Annotated in this window: 12 protein-coding genes, 1 tRNA gene and 1 pseudogene; all 14 read left to right on the forward strand. The window is 65.0% G+C overall.

Annotated features, from left to right (window positions below):
• Window positions 1–141 (forward strand): annotated as a pseudogene (locus O9280_RS13920) (elongation factor Tu); the annotation flags it as partial.
• Window positions 142–242: 101 nt separating this feature from the next.
• Window positions 243–318, forward strand: a tRNA-Trp gene (locus tag O9280_RS13925).
• Window positions 319–360: 42 nt separating this feature from the next.
• Window positions 361–750: a preprotein translocase subunit SecE gene (gene secE / locus O9280_RS13930; RefSeq protein ID WP_298344006.1), complete on the forward strand. Its 390-nt coding sequence runs from the start codon at window positions 361–363 to the stop codon at window positions 748–750.
• Window positions 747–1,307 (forward strand): transcription termination/antitermination protein NusG, encoded by a 561-nt coding sequence (gene nusG, locus O9280_RS13935; protein WP_297867601.1) that lies wholly within the window; start codon window positions 747–749, stop codon window positions 1,305–1,307. The genes secE and nusG overlap by 4 nt, the downstream gene beginning before the upstream one ends.
• A gap of 226 nt (window positions 1,308–1,533) precedes the next feature.
• Window positions 1,534–1,962: a 50S ribosomal protein L11 gene (rplK, locus tag O9280_RS13940; protein WP_297877465.1), complete on the forward strand. Its 429-nt coding sequence runs from the start codon at window positions 1,534–1,536 to the stop codon at window positions 1,960–1,962.
• Between the two features lie 3 nt (window positions 1,963–1,965).
• Window positions 1,966–2,670, forward strand: a complete 705-nt coding sequence (rplA, locus tag O9280_RS13945) for a 50S ribosomal protein L1 (protein WP_297867603.1) — start codon at window positions 1,966–1,968, stop codon at window positions 2,668–2,670.
• Between the two features lie 327 nt (window positions 2,671–2,997).
• Entirely contained in the window at window positions 2,998–3,495 is a 498-nt protein-coding gene (gene rplJ / locus O9280_RS13950) for a 50S ribosomal protein L10 (protein ID WP_297867604.1), read from the forward strand.
• A 48-nt stretch (window positions 3,496–3,543) separates the two neighbouring features.
• Window positions 3,544–3,915 carry a 50S ribosomal protein L7/L12 gene (rplL, locus tag O9280_RS13955; protein ID WP_297867605.1) on the forward strand — a complete coding sequence of 124 codons (372 nt, stop codon included), beginning with the start codon at window positions 3,544–3,546 and terminating at the stop codon, window positions 3,913–3,915.
• 240 nt (window positions 3,916–4,155) lie between these two features.
• The gene (rpoB, locus tag O9280_RS13960) at window positions 4,156–8,343 is read left to right on the forward strand and encodes a DNA-directed RNA polymerase subunit beta (RefSeq protein ID WP_298344012.1); all 4,188 of its coding nucleotides are present in this window, start codon (window positions 4,156–4,158) and stop codon (window positions 8,341–8,343) included.
• Between the two features lie 29 nt (window positions 8,344–8,372).
• Window positions 8,373–12,662, forward strand: coding sequence for a DNA-directed RNA polymerase subunit beta' (gene rpoC / locus O9280_RS13965; RefSeq protein WP_298344015.1), 4,290 nt, complete (start codon window positions 8,373–8,375; stop codon window positions 12,660–12,662).
• Window positions 12,663–13,038: 376 nt separating this feature from the next.
• Window positions 13,039–13,413 carry a 30S ribosomal protein S12 gene (gene rpsL / locus O9280_RS13970; RefSeq protein ID WP_294064272.1) on the forward strand — a complete coding sequence of 125 codons (375 nt, stop codon included), beginning with the start codon at window positions 13,039–13,041 and terminating at the stop codon, window positions 13,411–13,413.
• 33 nt (window positions 13,414–13,446) lie between these two features.
• Window positions 13,447–13,914 (forward strand): 30S ribosomal protein S7, encoded by a 468-nt coding sequence (gene rpsG, locus O9280_RS13975; protein ID WP_297867608.1) that lies wholly within the window; start codon window positions 13,447–13,449, stop codon window positions 13,912–13,914.
• Window positions 13,915–13,932: 18 nt separating this feature from the next.
• Window positions 13,933–16,023: an elongation factor G gene (fusA, locus tag O9280_RS13980; RefSeq protein ID WP_298344019.1), complete on the forward strand. Its 2,091-nt coding sequence runs from the start codon at window positions 13,933–13,935 to the stop codon at window positions 16,021–16,023.
• Between the two features lie 55 nt (window positions 16,024–16,078).
• Window positions 16,079–16,219 (forward strand): GTP-binding protein (locus O9280_RS13985; protein ID WP_284449322.1); only part of this gene is annotated, 141 nt, incomplete at its 3' end.

Raw genomic sequence — 16,219 nt, forward strand, 5'->3', positions numbered from 1 at the left:
GAGATGGTGATGCCGGGCGACAACATCAAGATGGTGGTGACGCTGATCGCCCCCGTTGCGATGGACGAAGGCCTGCGCTTCGCGATCCGCGAAGGCGGCCGCACCGTCGGCGCCGGCGTCGTGGCCAAGATCATCAAGTAAACTCGCGCGATCCGCGCCGTCCCGGCGCTGTATCCGCACGGGATGGCGGGCCGCTCCACGGTCCGCCATTGCCGTTTTGAGGTCAATCGTTTCAACAACGTACGCCAGTAGCTCAATTGGCAGAGCAGCGGTCTCCAAAACCGCAGGTTGGGGGTTCGAGTCCCTCCTGGCGTGCCACCAACAAGGTCGTCGTTCCCCCGGGGCGCGGCCGGGATGCGCATGAACACCAAGGTCGAATCGACGAGCTCCGCGGTGAACCCGCTGGATCTGGCCAAGTACGCGGCGGCGATCCTGCTTGTCGCCGCCGGCATCGCCGGCTGGTACCTGCTGTCCTGGCCGACGCCGGTCCGCGTGCTGGTCGTGATCCTCGCGATCGTGGCCTCGGGTGCGGTAGCCGCGTTCACGGCCAAGGGCCGCGAGGCACAGGAGTTCGTCAAGGAGTCGCTGTTCGAGCTCCGCAAGGTGGTGTGGCCCAGCACCGATGAGTCGATCCGTACCACGATCGTGATCCTCATCGTGGTGGTCATCGTCAGCCTGATCCTCGCAGGGTTCGATTGGGTGATTTCGCTGGGCGTGCGTGCGCTGCTCGGCCAGGGAGATGTGGCATGAGCAAGCGCTGGTATGTGGTCCACGCCTATTCGGGGTTCGAGAACCAGGTCGCCAAGGCCCTCGAGACGCGCATCGCGCGCTTCGAGATGCAGGACCGGTTCGGCCAGGTGCTCGTCCCGACCGAAGAGGTCGTCGAGATGCGCGCTGGGCAGAAGCGCAAGTCGGAGCGGAAGTTCTTCCCCGGCTACGTGCTGGTGCAGATCGAGACCACCGACGAGGCGGGCATCCCCCGCATCGACAACGAGAGCTGGCACCTGATCAAGGAAACCCCGAAGGTCATGGGCTTCATCGGTGGCACGGCCGAGCGCCCGCTGCCGATCCGCGACAGCGAAGCCGATGCCATCCTCGCCCGCGTGCAGGAAGGCGTCGACAAGCCGAAGCCGAAGGTGCTGTTCGCGCCGGGCGAGATGGTCCGCGTCGTGGATGGCCCGTTCAACGACTTCAACGGCACTGTCGAAGAGGTCAACTACGAGCGCAGCCGCCTGCGCGTCGCGGTGATGATCTTCGGCCGCTCGACCCCGGTCGAGCTCGAATTCGGCCAGGTCGAGAAGGCCTGAGCCAAGCCCCGGGCCCTTGGTCCGGGTTCGCCAGGGCTTCGGCCCCACGTCGCGGCAGGGTTTCCGGCATGGCCGGAGGCCCGCCGTGTCGTCGTTCAGGAAGGTTCCGTCCTCCTAGTGTAAGCTTGCGGGCTTCCCTTCGGGGTCGCGTGAAGCCAGGGCACGTCATTCCCTGGAAACGATGGGGAGGCTGCATCGCGCAGCCGCATGCACCCGGAGAGCAGTCATGGCAAAGAAGGTTGTTGGTTACATCAAGCTGCAGGTGAAGGCCGGTCAGGCCAACCCCTCGCCGCCGGTCGGTCCTGCGCTGGGTCAGCGCGGCCTGAACATCATGGAGTTCTGCAAGGCGTTCAACGCCGCGACCTCCAAGCTCGAACCGGGTCTGCCGACGCCGGTCATCATCACGGCCTACTCGGACCGTACCTTCACCTTCATCACCAAGAGCACGCCGGCTTCGGTGCTGCTGAAGAAGGCCGTCGGCATCGCTTCGGGTTCGAAGCGTCCGAACACCGAGAAGGTGGGCAAGGTCACCCGCGCCCAGCTGGAAGCCATCGTGAAGCAGAAGGAAGCCGACCTGACGGCCGCTTCCCTCGACGCCGCGGTGCGCACGATTGCGGGCTCGGCCCGTTCCATGGGTCTGGTGGTGGAGGGTTAAGCCATGGCAAAGATTTCGAAGCGTTACAAGGCCCTGTCGGCCCTCGTCGTCCCGGGCAAGACCTACGCGCTGAACGACGCGCTGGACATCATCACCAAGAACACCAAGACGAAGTTCGTCGAGTCGGTGGACGTCGCCGTGCGTCTCGGCGTCGATGCCAAGAAGTCGGACCAGCAGGTGCGCGGCTCGACCGTGCTGCCCGCCGGCACCGGCAAGACCGTTCGCGTCGCCGTGTTCTGCCCCCCGGGCGCCAAGGCTGACGAAGCCCTGGCCGCCGGCGCGGAAGCCGTGGGCATGGACGACCTCGCCGACAAGATGCTGGCTGGCGACCTGAACTACGGCGTCGTCATCGCCACGCCGGACGCCATGCGCGTCGTCGGCAAGCTGGGCCAGGTCCTCGGCCCGCGCGGCCTGATGCCGAACCCGAAGGTCGGCACGGTCTCGGCCAATCCGGCTGAAGCCGTGAAGAACGCCAAGTCGGGCCAGGTCCGTTACCGCACCGACAAGGCCGGCATCATCCACTGCACCATTGGCAAGGCCAGCTTCTCGGCCGAAGCGCTGTCGCAGAACCTGCACGCGCTGCTCGCCGACCTGGTCAAGGCCAAGCCGGCGACGGCCAAGGGCCAGTACCTGCAGAAGATCTCGCTGAGCTCGACGATGGGCGTCGGCGTTGCGATCGACCAGGCCAGCCTGTCGCTCGCGAAGTAACCCATTCAAGTCCGCCGCGGCCCTCGGGTTCGCGGCGGCGCAATTTAGAAGGCGCCCGCATCCCGCGGGGGCCATCTAAGACCGCAGGTGCGGTCAGCGCGGATCGACGTCGGGCAGGGATGCACGAAAGGCACGGAATCGCCGTCGACCCAAGCGGGCCCGCTTAATCCGGCCGAAAGGCCTGTCCTGCGCAGATGGTGCACCTTCTTCAGGATTCTCTGGAGAGGCCACCACGGACGCCCAAGCGTCCCGGCGTGCACGGAAGCCGCCGCCCAAGGTGCCACCCCCTGCTGGAGCAGGAGGTGGATTGAAGTTAGGAGGAGTGCAATGGCTCTCAATCTGTCCCAGAAGCATGAAGTCGTCGCGGAAGTCGCGGCGGTTGCTGCCACGGCCCACTCCCTGGTCGCTGCCGAGTACGCAGGCGTCACCGTCTCCCAGATGACGGCGATGCGCAAGAAGGCTCGCGAGACCGGTGTCTACCTGAAGGTCGTCAAGAACACGTTGGCTTCGCGCGCTGTCGCGGGCACCGAGTTCGAGTGCACCCAGGACCAGCTCACCGGCCCGCTGCTTTACGCGTTCTCGACCGAGGAGCCCGGCTCTGCCGGTCGCCTGATCAAGGAGTTCGCCAAGGGCAACGACAAGCTGAAGGCGAAGGTCGTCTCGATCGGTGGCAAGGCCTATCCGGCCGCCCACCTCGAAGTCCTCGCCTCGCTGCCGACCCGCGACCAGGCCCTGTCCATGTTCCTCAGCACGCTCGTCGAGCCGGCCACCCGTGTGGCCCGCGCGTTCAAGGCGATTGCCGAGAAGCAGGAAGCCACGGCCTGACCGCCCCGCGACCCCGACTGCATTAGCAACTTTCCAGAGGTAAACAACATGTCCCTGTCCAACGATCAGATCATCGAAGCGATCGCCACCAAGTCCCTGATGGAAATCATGGACCTCGTCAAGGCGATGGAAGAGAAGTTCGGCGTCTCCGCCGCCGCCCCGGTCGTGATGGCTGCCGGCCCCGCCGTCGCCGCCGTCGTCGAAGAGCAGACCGAGTTCACCGTCGTCCTGAAGGCCGCCGGCGAGAAGAAGGTCGAAGTCATCAAGGCCGTCCGCGCCATCACCGGCCTGGGCCTGAAGGAAGCGAAGGACCTCGTCGAGGGCGCCCCGCAGAACGTCAAGGAAGCCGTCTCGAAGGACGACGCCGCGAAGTTCAAGAAGGACCTCGAGGCCGCCGGCGCCACCGTCGAACTCAAGTAAGCGTCACTTGGGTCGCCGCGTCATCGCCGGCGACACCACCAAGGCTGGGGGCGAGAGCCCCCGGCCTTTGGCCGTTTGAGGGCGTTCCTTCGCCTTGGCGGCCTGAATCCACCGCGACAACCGCTCCATGCACCGAGTGGACAGTGAGAAGCAGCAGCAGAAGGCGTGCTGGTGCCGGCAATACCAGCGGCTTCCCACTGGCCACTTGACCCCCACAGCTCACCGAGCCTGAAGGTCCCCATGACGTACTCGTTCACCGAAAAGAAGCGCATCCGCAAGGATTTCGGCAAGCGCCGCGCCGTCCTCGACGTGCCCTACCTGCTTGCCATCCAGATGGATTCCTACCGTGAGTTCCTGCAGGAGGGCGCCCCCGCCGGCAAGCGCGCCGAGCAGGGCCTGCACGCCGCCCTCAAGTCGGTCTTCCCGATCTCGAGCTACTCGGGCAATGCCGCCCTCGAGTACGTCAGCTACCGTCTCGGCGAGCCGCCGTTCGACGTCCGCGAGTGCCACAACCGTGGCCTCACCTACGGCGCGCCGCTGCGCGTGACCGTCCGCCTGGTGATCTACGACCGCGAGTCGTCGACCAAGGCCGTGAAGTACGTGAAGGAGCAGGAGGTCTACATGGGCGAGATGCCCCTGATGACCGAGAACGGCACCTTCATCGTCAACGGGACCGAGCGCGTCATCGTCTCGCAGCTGCACCGTTCGCCGGGCGTGTTCTTCGACCACGACCGCGGCAAGACGCACAGCTCGGGCAAGCTGCTCTACAGCGCCCGCATCATCCCGTACCGTGGTTCGTGGCTCGACTTCGAGTTCGACCCGAAGGACATGGTCTACGCCCGCATCGACCGTCGCCGCAAGCTGCCGGTGACCGTCCTGCTGCGCGCGCTGGGCTACAGCAACGAGGAAATGCTGCAGCAGTTCTTCGAGATCAACACCTTCGCGCTGCTGCCGAAGGACGGCGCCGAGCTGTCGCTGGTCGCCGAGCGCCTGAAGGGCGAGACGCTGAACTTCGACCTCGTCGCCAACGGCAACGTGCTCGTCGAGGCCGGCAAGCGCATCACCGCGCGCCACGTCCGCCAGCTCGAGCAGGCCAAGATCGGCACGCTGGAAGTACCGGACGACTACCTGGTCGGCCGCATCCTCGCGCACGACGTCGCCGATCCGAAGACCGGCGAGCTGCTGTCGGTCGCGAACGACGAGATCGACGACGCCCTGCTGGCCAAGTTCCGCAAGGCCGGCGTGGCCTCGTTCGGCACGCTGTGGGTCAACGACCTCGACCGCGGTCCGTACATCTCCAACACGCTGCGCAGCGACAGCACGCGCACCCAGCTGGAAGCGCTGGTCGAGATCTACCGCATGATGCGTCCGGGCGAGCCGCCCACCAAGGACGCCGCGCAGAACCTGTTCCACAACCTGTTCTTCACCTTCGAGCGCTACGACCTCTCGGGCGTTGGCCGCATGAAGTTCAACCGTCGCGTCGGCCGCAAGGAAGTGACGGGCGAGTCGGTGCTGTTCGACAGCAAGTACTTCTCGGCGCAGAACGGTGAAGAGGCCAAGCGCCTGATCGCCACGAACGGCCAGACCTCGGACATCCTCGACGTCATCCGTACCCTGTGCGAGATCCGCAACGGCCGCGGCGTGGTCGATGACATCGACCACCTGGGCAACCGCCGCGTGCGTTCGGTCGGCGAAATGGCCGAGAACGTGTTCCGCGTCGGCCTCGTCCGCGTCGAGCGCGCCGTCAAGGAGCGCCTGTCGCTGGCCGAGTCGGAAGGCCTGACCCCGCAGGAGCTGATCAACGCCAAGCCGGTGGCCGCCGCGATCAAGGAGTTCTTCGGCTCCTCGCAGCTGTCGCAGTTCATGGACCAGAACAACCCGCTGTCGGAAGTCACGCACAAGCGTCGCGTCTCGGCCCTCGGCCCGGGCGGCCTGACCCGCGAGCGCGCCGGCTTCGAAGTGCGCGACGTGCACCCGACCCACTACGGCCGCGTCTGCACCATCGAGACGCCGGAAGGCCCGAACATCGGCCTGATCAACTCGCTCGCCGTCTACGCGCGCACCAACCGCTACGGCTTCCTCGAGACGCCGTACCGCAAGGTCGTCAACGGCAAGGTGACCGACGACGTCGAGTTCCTGTCGGCGATCGAAGAGAACGAGTACACCATCGCCCAGGCCAACGCCGAGCTGGACGACAAGAACGCCTTCACCGCCGAGTTCGTGACCTGCCGCCAGCAGGGCGAAGCGCTGCTGAAGCCGCCGGCGGAAATCCACTACATGGACGTCTCGCCCATGCAGTCGGTGTCCGTCGCCGCCGCCCTCGTGCCCTTCCTCGAGCACGACGACGCCAACCGCGCGCTGATGGGCGCGAACATGCAGCGCCAGGCCGTGCCGACGCTGCGTTCGCAGAAGCCGCTGGTGGGTACCGGCATCGAGCGCGCCGTGGCGCGTGACTCGGGCGTCACCGTGAACGCCCGCCGTGGCGGCGTCGTCGACCAGATCGACGCCGGCCGCATCGTCGTGCGCGCGAACGAAGACGAAGTCGGCGCCAACGACGCCGGCGTCGACATCTACACGCTCATCAAGTACCAGCGTTCCAACCAGAACACCTGCATCAACCAGCGTCCGCTGGTGAACGTGGGTGATCGCGTGGCTCGCGGCGACGTCCTCGCCGACGGCCCGTCGACCGACATCGGCGAGCTCGCGCTCGGCCAGAACATGCTGGTCGCGTTCATGCCGTGGAACGGCTACAACTTCGAAGACTCCATCCTCCTCTCGGAGCGCGTGGTCGAGCAGGATCGTTACACCACGATCCACATCGAAGAGCTGACCTGCGTCGCCCGCGACACCAAGCTGGGTCCGGAGGAAATCACCGCCGACATCCCGAACGTCTCCGAGCAGGCGCTCTCGCGCCTCGACGAGTCGGGCGTGGTGTACATCGGTGCCGAAGTGCGTGCCGGCGACATCATGGTCGGCAAGGTCACGCCGAAGGGCGAGAGCCAGCTGACGCCGGAAGAGAAGCTGCTCCGCGCGATCTTCGGCGAGAAGGCCTCGGACGTGAAGGACAGCTCGCTGCGCGTGCCCCCGGGCATGGACGGCACCGTCATCGACGTGCAGGTCTTCACGCGCGACGGCATCGAGAAGGACAAGCGCGCCAAGCAGATCGAGGATTCCGAGATCAAGCGCGTCAAGAAGGACTTCGACGACCAGTTCCGCATCCTCGAGAGCGCGATCTTCGCCCGCCTGCGCGGCCAGCTCATCGGCCGCACGGCCAATGGCGGCCCGAATGGCCTGAAGAAGGCCGACGTCACCGCCGAGTACCTCGACAGCCTGAAGAAGGACGACTGGTTCACCCTTCGCATGAAGGATGACGACGCGGCCGAGGCGATCGAGAACGCGCAGAAGCAGATCGAAGCCCACAAGGCCGAGTTCGAGAAGCGCTTCCAGGACAAGCGCGGCAAGATCACGCAGGGCGACGACCTCGCCCCGGGCGTGCTCAAGATGGTCAAGGTCTACCTGGCCGTGAAGCGCCGCATCCAGCCGGGCGACAAGATGGCCGGCCGCCACGGCAACAAGGGTGTCGTGTCGACGATCGTCCCGGTCGAGGACATGCCGCACATGGCCGACGGCCGCACCGTCGACATCGTGCTGAACCCGCTGGGCGTGCCGAGCCGAATGAACATCGGCCAGATCCTCGAGACCCACCTCGGCTTCGCCGCCAAGGGCCTCGGCGAGCGCATCCAGAAGATGCTCGAGGCGCAGGCCAAGATCGCCGACCTCCGCGAGTTCCTCGACAAGATCTACAACCACGACAAGAAGATCTCGGGCAGCACCCGCGTCGACCTGAAGCAGTTCAACGACTCGGAGCTCCTCAACCTCGCCAAGAACCTCACCGACGGCGTGCCGATGGCCACCCCGGTGTTCGACGGCGCGGCCGAGGCCGAGATCAAGCACATGCTCGAGCTCGCCTACCCGAGCGACGACGCGCACACCCAGCTGCTCAACATGAGCGACAGCAAGACCCAGGTCACGCTGTTTGACGGCCGCACCGGCGAGTCCTTCGACCGCAAGGTCACGGTCGGCTACATGCACATGCTGAAGCTGAACCACCTCGTCGACGACAAGATGCACGCGCGTTCGACCGGCCCGTACTCGCTCGTGACCCAGCAGCCGCTGGGCGGCAAGGCGCAGTTCGGTGGCCAGCGCTTCGGCGAGATGGAAGTGTGGGCGCTCGAAGCCTACGGCGCGGCGTACACGCTGCAGGAAATGCTGACCGTCAAGTCCGACGACGTGCAGGGCCGAAACCAGATGTACAAGAACGTCGTCGACGGCGACCACGAGATGGTCGCCGGCATGCCGGAGTCGTTCAACGTGCTGGTGAAGGAAATCCGTTCGCTCGGTATCAATATCGAGCTGGACGAGCAGTGATCGCGCGCGACTGACTGGAGAATCAAGCCATGAAAGATCTACTCAATCTGTTCAACCAGCAGCGCCCGGTCGCCGATTTTGATTCCATCAAAATTGGCCTGGCGTCCCCGGACCTGATCCGCTCGTGGTCCTACGGCGAAGTGAAGAAGCCGGAGACCATCAACTACCGTACGTTCAAGCCGGAGCGTGACGGCCTGTTCTGCGCCGCCATCTTCGGTCCGATCAAGGACTACGAGTGCCTGTGCGGCAAGTACAAGCGCATGAAGCACCGCGGCGTGGTCTGCGAGAAGTGCGGCACGGAAGTGACGCTGGCCAAGGTGCGCCGCGAGCGAATGGGCCACATCGAGCTCGCCTCGCCGGTCGCCCACATCTGGTTCCTGAAGTCGCTGCCCTCGCGCATCGGCCTCATGCTGGACATGACGCTGCGCGACATCGAACGCATCCTGTACTTCGAAGCCTTCGTCGTGACCGAGCCGGGCCTGACCCCGCTCGAGCGCGGCTCGCTGATGAACGAAGAGCAGCTGATGCAGGCGCGCCAGGAGCACGGCGATGACTTCGAGGCCTACATGGGCGCCGAGGCCATCCACGAGCTGCTGCGCACCATCGACCTGCAGGCCGAGCTGCTGCGCCTCAAGGAAGAGATCGCCAGCACCAACTCCGAGACCAAGCTGAAGCGCCTCACCAAGCGCATCAAGCTGGTCGAGGCCTTCCTCGACTCGGGCAACCGCCCGGAGTGGATGGTCATGACCGTGCTGCCGGTGCTTCCGCCGGACCTGCGCCCGCTGGTCCCGCTGGACGGTGGCCGCTTCGCGACGTCGGACCTCAATGATCTCTACCGCCGCGTCATCAACCGCAACAACCGCCTCAAGCGCCTGCTCGAGCTCAATGCGCCGGACATCATCGTGCGCAACGAGAAGCGCATGCTGCAGGAGTCGGTCGATGCGCTGATGGACAACGGCCGTCGCGGCCGTGCCATCACCGGCACCAACAAGCGCCCGCTCAAGTCGCTCGCCGACATGATCAAGGGCAAGCAGGGCCGCTTCCGCCAGAACCTGCTCGGCAAGCGCGTCGACTACTCGGGCCGTTCGGTCATCGTGGTCGGCCCGACCCTGCGCCTGCACGAGTGCGGCCTGCCGAAGAAGATGGCGCTCGAGCTGTTCAAGCCCTTCATCTTCTCGAAGCTGCAGCGCCGTGGCCTCGCCACCACCATCAAGGCCGCCAAGAAGCTCGTCGAGCGCGAAGAGGCCGTGGTGTGGGACATCCTCGAGGAAGTCATCCGCGAGCACCCTGTCCTGCTGAACCGCGCCCCGACCCTGCATCGCCTCGGCATCCAGGCCTTCGAGCCGGTGCTGATCGAAGGCAAGGCGATCCAGCTTCATCCGCTCGTCTGTACGGCCTTCAACGCCGACTTCGACGGTGACCAGATGGCCGTCCACGTGCCGCTCTCGCTGGAAGCCCAGCTGGAAGCGCGCGCGCTGATGATGTCGACCAACAACATCCTGTCGCCGGCGAACGGCGAGCCGATCATCGTCCCGACGCAGGACGTCGTGCTCGGCCTGTACTACATGACCCGCGCCCTCGAGAACAAGAAGGGCGAGGGCATGGTGTTCGCCAACGTGGCGGAAGTCCGCCGCGCCTACGACAACCGCACCGTCGAGCTGCACGCCAAGGTCAAGGTGCGCGTCGCCGAGACGGTGAAGTCGGAGTCGGGCGAGACCAGCCGTAAGTCGACCGTGTACGACACGACCGTCGGCCGCGCCCTGCTGGCCGAGATCCTGCCGGAAGGCCTGTCCTTCACGATGGTCAACACCGAGCTCAACAAGAAGGCCATCAGCCGCCTGATCAACGGCTGCTACCGCCAGCTCGGCCTGAAGCACACCGTCGTGTTCGCCGACAAGCTGATGTACACCGGCTTCTCGAACGCCACCCGCGCGGGCGTGTCGGTCGGCATCGACGACATGACCATCCCGAACGAGAAGAAGGAGATCCTCGCCAAGGCCGAGACCGAAGTGCTGGAGATCCAGAACCAGTACCAGTCGGGCCTGGTCACCTCGGGCGAGCGCTACAACAAGGTCGTGGACATCTGGTCGCGCACGAACGAGCAGATCGCCAAGGCGATGATGGACACCATCGGCACCGACAAGGTGAAGAACGCCAAGGGCGAGATGGTCGACCAGAAGTCGATGAACTCGATCTACATCATGGCCGACTCGGGTGCGCGTGGTTCGCAGGCCCAGATCCGCCAGCTGGCCGGTATGCGCGGCCTGATGGCCAAGCCGGACGGTTCGATCATCGAAACGCCGATCACCGCGAACTTCCGCGAAGGCCTGAACGTCCTCCAGTACTTCATCTCGACCCACGGCGCCCGCAAGGGCCTCGCGGATACCGCGCTGAAGACGGCGAACTCCGGCTACCTGACCCGTCGTCTCGTCGACGTGGCGCAGGACGTGGTCGTCACGGAAGTCGACTGCGGCACGCTGAGCGGCCTCACGCTGACCCCGATCGTCGAAGGCAGCGAAGTCACCGAAGCCCTGCGCGACCGCGTGCTGGGCCGCGTCGTGGCCGAGGACGTGTTCCTGCCGGGCAACGACGAGGAACCGATCGTCACCCGCAACACCCTGCTCGACGAGAAGTGGGTCGACAAGCTCGACGCCGCCGGCGTGCAGAGCATCAAGGTGCGCTCCTCGATCAACTGCGAAGCCAGCTTCGGCATCTGCGCCATGTGCTACGGCCGTGACCTGGCCCGTGGCCACTTGGTCAACCAGGGCGAAGCGGTCGGCGTCATCGCCGCGCAGTCGATCGGTGAGCCGGGCACGCAGCTGACGATGCGTACCTTCCACATCGGTGGTGCCGCGTCGCGTTCTGCCGCTGTCGATAAGGTCATCAGCAAGACGAAGGGCTCTCTGAAGATCAACAAACTAAAGTTTGTAGAGAATCGCGAGGGGCACCTTATTGCGGTCTCTCGATCTGGCGAGATTGCAGTCGTTGATATGCTCGGCCGTGAGCGTGAGCGCCACAAGCTCCCCTACGGTGCCACCATTAAGTTTAAGGACGGCGCGACGATTGAGGCTGGATCTGAAATCGCTTCGTGGGATCCGCACAATCACCCGATCGTTGCGGAAGCTGCCGGGCAGATCAAGCTAGTCGACTTCTTCGAAGGCGTTACCTTTGAGCGTCGTGCCGATGAGCTCACCGGCGTTCAGGCGCTTGTCGTTCTGGATACTAAGTCGCTTCGTGGTGATAAGGATCGCGACTTCGAGTTGAAGGATCTTCAGGGCGTTCGCGTTGGTAAGCGCAAGCTGGGCGATCTTCAGAATGTCCGTCCGTGGATTCGTATCGTCGATAAGGGCGGAAAGGATGTGATGGTTCAGGGCACTGATGTGCCGGCTCAGTACTCGCTGCCTCCCAAGGCTATCGTTTCTACTGATCTCCTCTCCCTCGACGGCGGTGCAGTGGAGGTTCGGGCTGGCGACGTAATCGCGAAGGTTCCGCAGGAAGCCTCGAAGACCCGCGACATCACCGGTGGTCTGCCGCGCGTGGCCGACCTGTTCGAAGCCCGCAAGCCGAAGGATCCGGCCATCCTCGCGGAGCGCTCGGGCATCGTCAGCTTCGGCAAGGAGACCAAGGGCAAGCAGCGTCTCATCATCAAGGACGCCGACGGCAACGAGCACGAAGAGCTCATCCCGAAGTACCGCCAGATCGTCGTGTTCGAAGGCGAGCACGTCGAGAAGGGTGAAGAGGTCGTCGCCGGCGAGCCGAACCCGCAGGACATCCTGCGCCTGAAGGGCGTCGAGGAACTGGCCGCGTACCTGGTGAAGGAAATCCAGGACGTGTACCGCCTGCAGGGCGTCAAGATCAACGACAAGCACATCGAGACGATCCTTCGCCAGATGCTGCGCAAGGTCGAGATCACCGACGCCGGCGGCACGCGCTTCATGGCTGGCGAGCAGGTCGATCGCTTCCGCGTCGCCGACGAGAACGTCCGCGTCTCGGCACGCAACGAACTGCCGGCCCGCGTCGAACCGGTGCTGCTGGGTATCACCAAGGCCTCGCTGGCCACCGAGAGCTTCATCTCGGCGGCCTCGTTCCAGGAGACCACCCGCGTTCTCACCGAGGCGGCGGTTCGCGGTACCCGCGACACGCTGCGCGGCCTGAAGGAAAACGTCATCGTCGGTCGCCTGATCCCGGCCGGTACCGGCCTCGCGTACCACGCGAAGCGCCGCACCGCCTCGACGGAGCTGACCGACGCCGACCTCGAGGCGCTCCGCGCGTTCTCGCCGGCGGCCGAGGCCAGTGCCGACGCCGGCTCCGACGAGTGATTCACCCACCCCGGTGCCGCGCACGCGGCGCCGGGGCCTGCTCCGGCCTGAACGGCGGAGCGGGGTAGGGCGGGGCAGCGGCCCTGCCTTGGCAAACCGCCGCCGACTCCTGTATAGTCGGCGGCTCATTGGCGGATTCATCCGCCCAGATCACGAAATGAGGTCGCAGGATGCGCCTCGTGTTCGGCCCAGGATGGGCAGGAAAGTCCGCTGGCTGCGCCATCTGGCGCCCACCGGGACCGCATCGGCTTCACGAGGCCGCCGCGGGCAAAGATTGCGTGTCGGCAGATCGGAGATCCCGGTCTGCCGGTGTTTTTTTTCGTCGTCGGCCCTAGGCCGATCGGTCTGGATCCAACCCTAAGCAGCGACCCTACTGATGGCAACGATCAACCAGCTGGTCCGCAAGCCGCGCCAGCCCAATACGTACAAGAGCGCCTCGCCGGCCCTCGCCAACTGCCCGCAGCGTCGTGGCGTGTGCACCCGCGTGTACACCACCACGCCGAAGAAGCCGAACTCCGCGCTCCGCAAGGTCGCGAAGGTCCGCCTCACCAACGGCTTCGAGGTCATCTCGTACATCGGTGGCGAAGGCCACAACCTGCAGGAGCACTCGGTGGTGCTGATCCGCGGCGGTCGCGTCAAGGACCTGCCGGGCGTGCGCTACCACACCGTGCGCGGTTCGCTCGACGCCTCGGGCGTCGCCAAGCGCCGCCAGAGCCGTTCGAAGTACGGCGCCAAGCGCCCGAAGAAGTAACGCGCTCTCCACATTTCAAGGTAGGCAAGCCTCATGTCCCGTAAAGGTCAGACCCCCGTCCGCGAAATCATCGCGGACCCCAAGCACGGCAGCGAACTCGTCGCCCGCTTCATCAACATGGTGATGAAGAGCGGCAAGAAGTCGATCGCCGAGCAGATCGTCTATGGCGCGATGGATGTCATCGGCCAGAAGAACGCCGAGCCGCTGCAGCTGGTCGAGAAGGCCCTCAGCAACGTCGCGCCGATGGTCGAAGTGAAGTCCCGTCGCGTCGGCGGCGCCACGTACCAGGTGCCGGTCGAAGTCCGTTCGACCCGCCGCATGGCGCTGGCGATGCGCTGGGTGATCGAGTCGTCGCGCAAGCGCGGCGAGAACTCGATGCCGCGCAAGCTCGCTGCCGAGCTGCTCGATGCTTCGGAAAACCGCGGTGGCGCCGTCAAGAAGCGCGAAGAAACGCACCGCATGGCGGAGGCCAACAAGGCCTTCTCGCATTACCGCTGGTAAGGCATAAGGGTTACTGACGTGGCACGTACCACACCGATCGACCGTTACCGCAACTTCGGCATCATGGCCCACATCGATGCCGGCAAGACGACGACCACCGAACGCATCCTGTTCTACACGGGCGTCAACCACAAGATCGGCGAAGTGCACGATGGTGCCGCGACGATGGACTGGATGGAGCAGGAGCAGGAGCGCGGCATCACCATCACGTCCGCGGCCACGACCTGCTTCTGGTCGGGCATGGACAAGTCGTTCCAGCAGCACCGCTTCAACATCATCGACACCCCCGGCCACGTCGACTTCACCATCGAAGTCGAGCGTTCGCTGCGCGTGCTCGATGGCGCGGTGTTCGTGCTGTGCGCCGTCGGCGGCGTGCAGCCGCAGTCCGAGACGGTGTGGCGCCAGGCCAACAAGTACAACGTGCCGCGCCTCGCGTTCGTCAACAAGATGGACCGCACCGGCGCCAACTTCATGAAGGTCATCGACCAGCTGAAGTCGCGCCTCGGCGCCTACCCGGTGCCGATGCAGGTCGCGATCGGCGCCGAAGAGAACTTCGAGGGCGTCGTCGATCTGCTGAAGATGAAGGCCATCGTGTGGGACATGGCGACGAACGGCAACACCTTCAGCTACGCCGATATCCCGGCGAACCTGGCTGATGAGTGCGCCACGGCCCGTGCGTTCATGGTCGAAGCCGCCGCCGAGGCGTCCGAAGACCTGATGAACAAGTACCTTGAAGAAGGTGAACTCTCGGAAGAAGAGGTCATCTCGGGCATTCGCGAGCGCACGCTGCGCGGCGAAATCATCCCGGCCTTCTGCGGTACGGCGTTCAAGAACAAGGGCGTGCAGGCGATGCTGGACGCGGTCATCCGCTACCTGCCGTCGCCGTCGGATCGTCCGCCGGTCAAGGGCATCGACGAGAACGAGAAGGAAGCCTTCCGCAACGCCGGTGACGGCGAGCCGTTCTCGGCACTGGCGTTCAAGATCATGACCGACCCGTTCGTGGGTTCGCTCACGTTCTTCCGCGTCTACTCGGGCACCCTCAACGGCGGCGACCAGGTGTACAACCCGGTCAAGTCGAAGAAGGAGCGCATCGGCCGCATCCTGCAGATGCACGCCAACCAGCGCGAAGAGATCAAGGAAGTGCTCGCCGGCGACATCGCCGCGGCCGTCGGCCTGAAGGACGTCACCACCGGTGACACCCTTTGCTCGATGGACAACGTGATCACGCTCGAGCGCATGATCTTCCCGGAGCCCGTCATCTCGATGGCGGTCGAGCCGAAGACCAAGTCGGACCAGGAAAAGATGGGTATCGCCCTTGGCCGTCTGGCCCAGGAAGATCCCTCGTTCCGCGTCCGCACGGACGAAGAGTCGGGCCAGACGATCATCTCGGGCATGGGCGAGCTGCACCTCGAGATCCTCGTTGACCGCATGAAGCGCGAGTTCAACGTCGAAGCGAACGTCGGCAAGCCGCAGGTCGCCTACCGCGAAGCCATCCGCAAGGCGATCAAGCAGGAAGGCAAGTTCGTTCGTCAGTCGGGCGGTCGCGGCCAGTATGGCCACATCGTCATCGAGATGGAGCCGCAGGAGCGCGGCGCCGGCTACGTGTTCGAGAACGCCATCGTCGGCGGCACAGTTCCGAAGGAATACGTGACCGCGGCCGGCAAGGGCATCGAAGAGGCCATGAAGAACGGCGTGCTCGCCGGCTTCCCGGTCGTCGACGTCAAGGTCAAGGCCGTCGACGGTTCGTTCCACGACGTCGACTCCAACGAAATGGCGTTCAAGGTCGCCGGTTCGATGGCCTTCAAGGAAGGCTTCAGCAAGGCCAATCCGGCCCTGCTCGAGCCGATCATGAAGGTCGAAGTGGTGACGCCGGAGGATTACCTCGGCGACGTGATGGGCGACGTCAGTCGTCGTCGCGGCATCCTGCAGGGCAGCGATGACACGCCGTCCGGCAAGGTCATCAACGCGATGGTTCCGCTCGGCGAGATGTTCGGTTACGCGACCACCCTGCGCTCCATGTCGCAGGGCCGCGCGACCTACACGATGGAGTTCGACCACTACGCCGAAGCTCCGAACAACATCGCCGAAGCGGTCATCAAGAAGGCCTGATCCAGGCTCTCCGACAAACCGAATCCAACAGAATCAGACATAGAGGTAAGCAGTCATGGCAAAGGGCAAGTTCGAGCGCACCAAGCCTCACGTGAACGTGGGCACGATCGGTCACGTTGACCACGGCAAGACGACGCTGACGGCGGCGCTGACGAAGATTGGCGCCGAGCGTTTCGGTGGTGAGTTCAAGGCGTAC

It is taken from the genome of Silanimonas sp., assembly GCF_027531545.1.
Lineage (GTDB): Bacteria > Pseudomonadota > Gammaproteobacteria > Xanthomonadales > Xanthomonadaceae > Silanimonas.

What these genes read in the sequence shown, in the direction of transcription:
- rplL (WP_297867605.1), top strand. Translation starts at nt 3,544, where the DNA reads ATGTCCCTGTCCAACGATCAGATCATCGAAGCGATCGCCACCAAGTCC.
- rpsL (WP_294064272.1), top strand. Translation starts at nt 13,039, where the DNA reads ATGGCAACGATCAACCAGCTGGTCCGCAAGCCGCGCCAGCCCAATACG.
- rpoC (WP_298344015.1), top strand. Translation starts at nt 8,373, where the DNA reads ATGAAAGATCTACTCAATCTGTTCAACCAGCAGCGCCCGGTCGCCGAT.
- nusG (WP_297867601.1), top strand. Translation starts at nt 747, where the DNA reads ATGAGCAAGCGCTGGTATGTGGTCCACGCCTATTCGGGGTTCGAGAAC.
- rplK (WP_297877465.1), top strand. Translation starts at nt 1,534, where the DNA reads ATGGCAAAGAAGGTTGTTGGTTACATCAAGCTGCAGGTGAAGGCCGGT.
- rpoB (WP_298344012.1), top strand. Translation starts at nt 4,156, where the DNA reads ATGACGTACTCGTTCACCGAAAAGAAGCGCATCCGCAAGGATTTCGGC.
- rpsG (WP_297867608.1), top strand. Translation starts at nt 13,447, where the DNA reads ATGTCCCGTAAAGGTCAGACCCCCGTCCGCGAAATCATCGCGGACCCC.
- secE (WP_298344006.1), top strand. Translation starts at nt 361, where the DNA reads ATGAACACCAAGGTCGAATCGACGAGCTCCGCGGTGAACCCGCTGGAT.
- rplA (WP_297867603.1), top strand. Translation starts at nt 1,966, where the DNA reads ATGGCAAAGATTTCGAAGCGTTACAAGGCCCTGTCGGCCCTCGTCGTC.
- rplJ (WP_297867604.1), top strand. Translation starts at nt 2,998, where the DNA reads ATGGCTCTCAATCTGTCCCAGAAGCATGAAGTCGTCGCGGAAGTCGCG.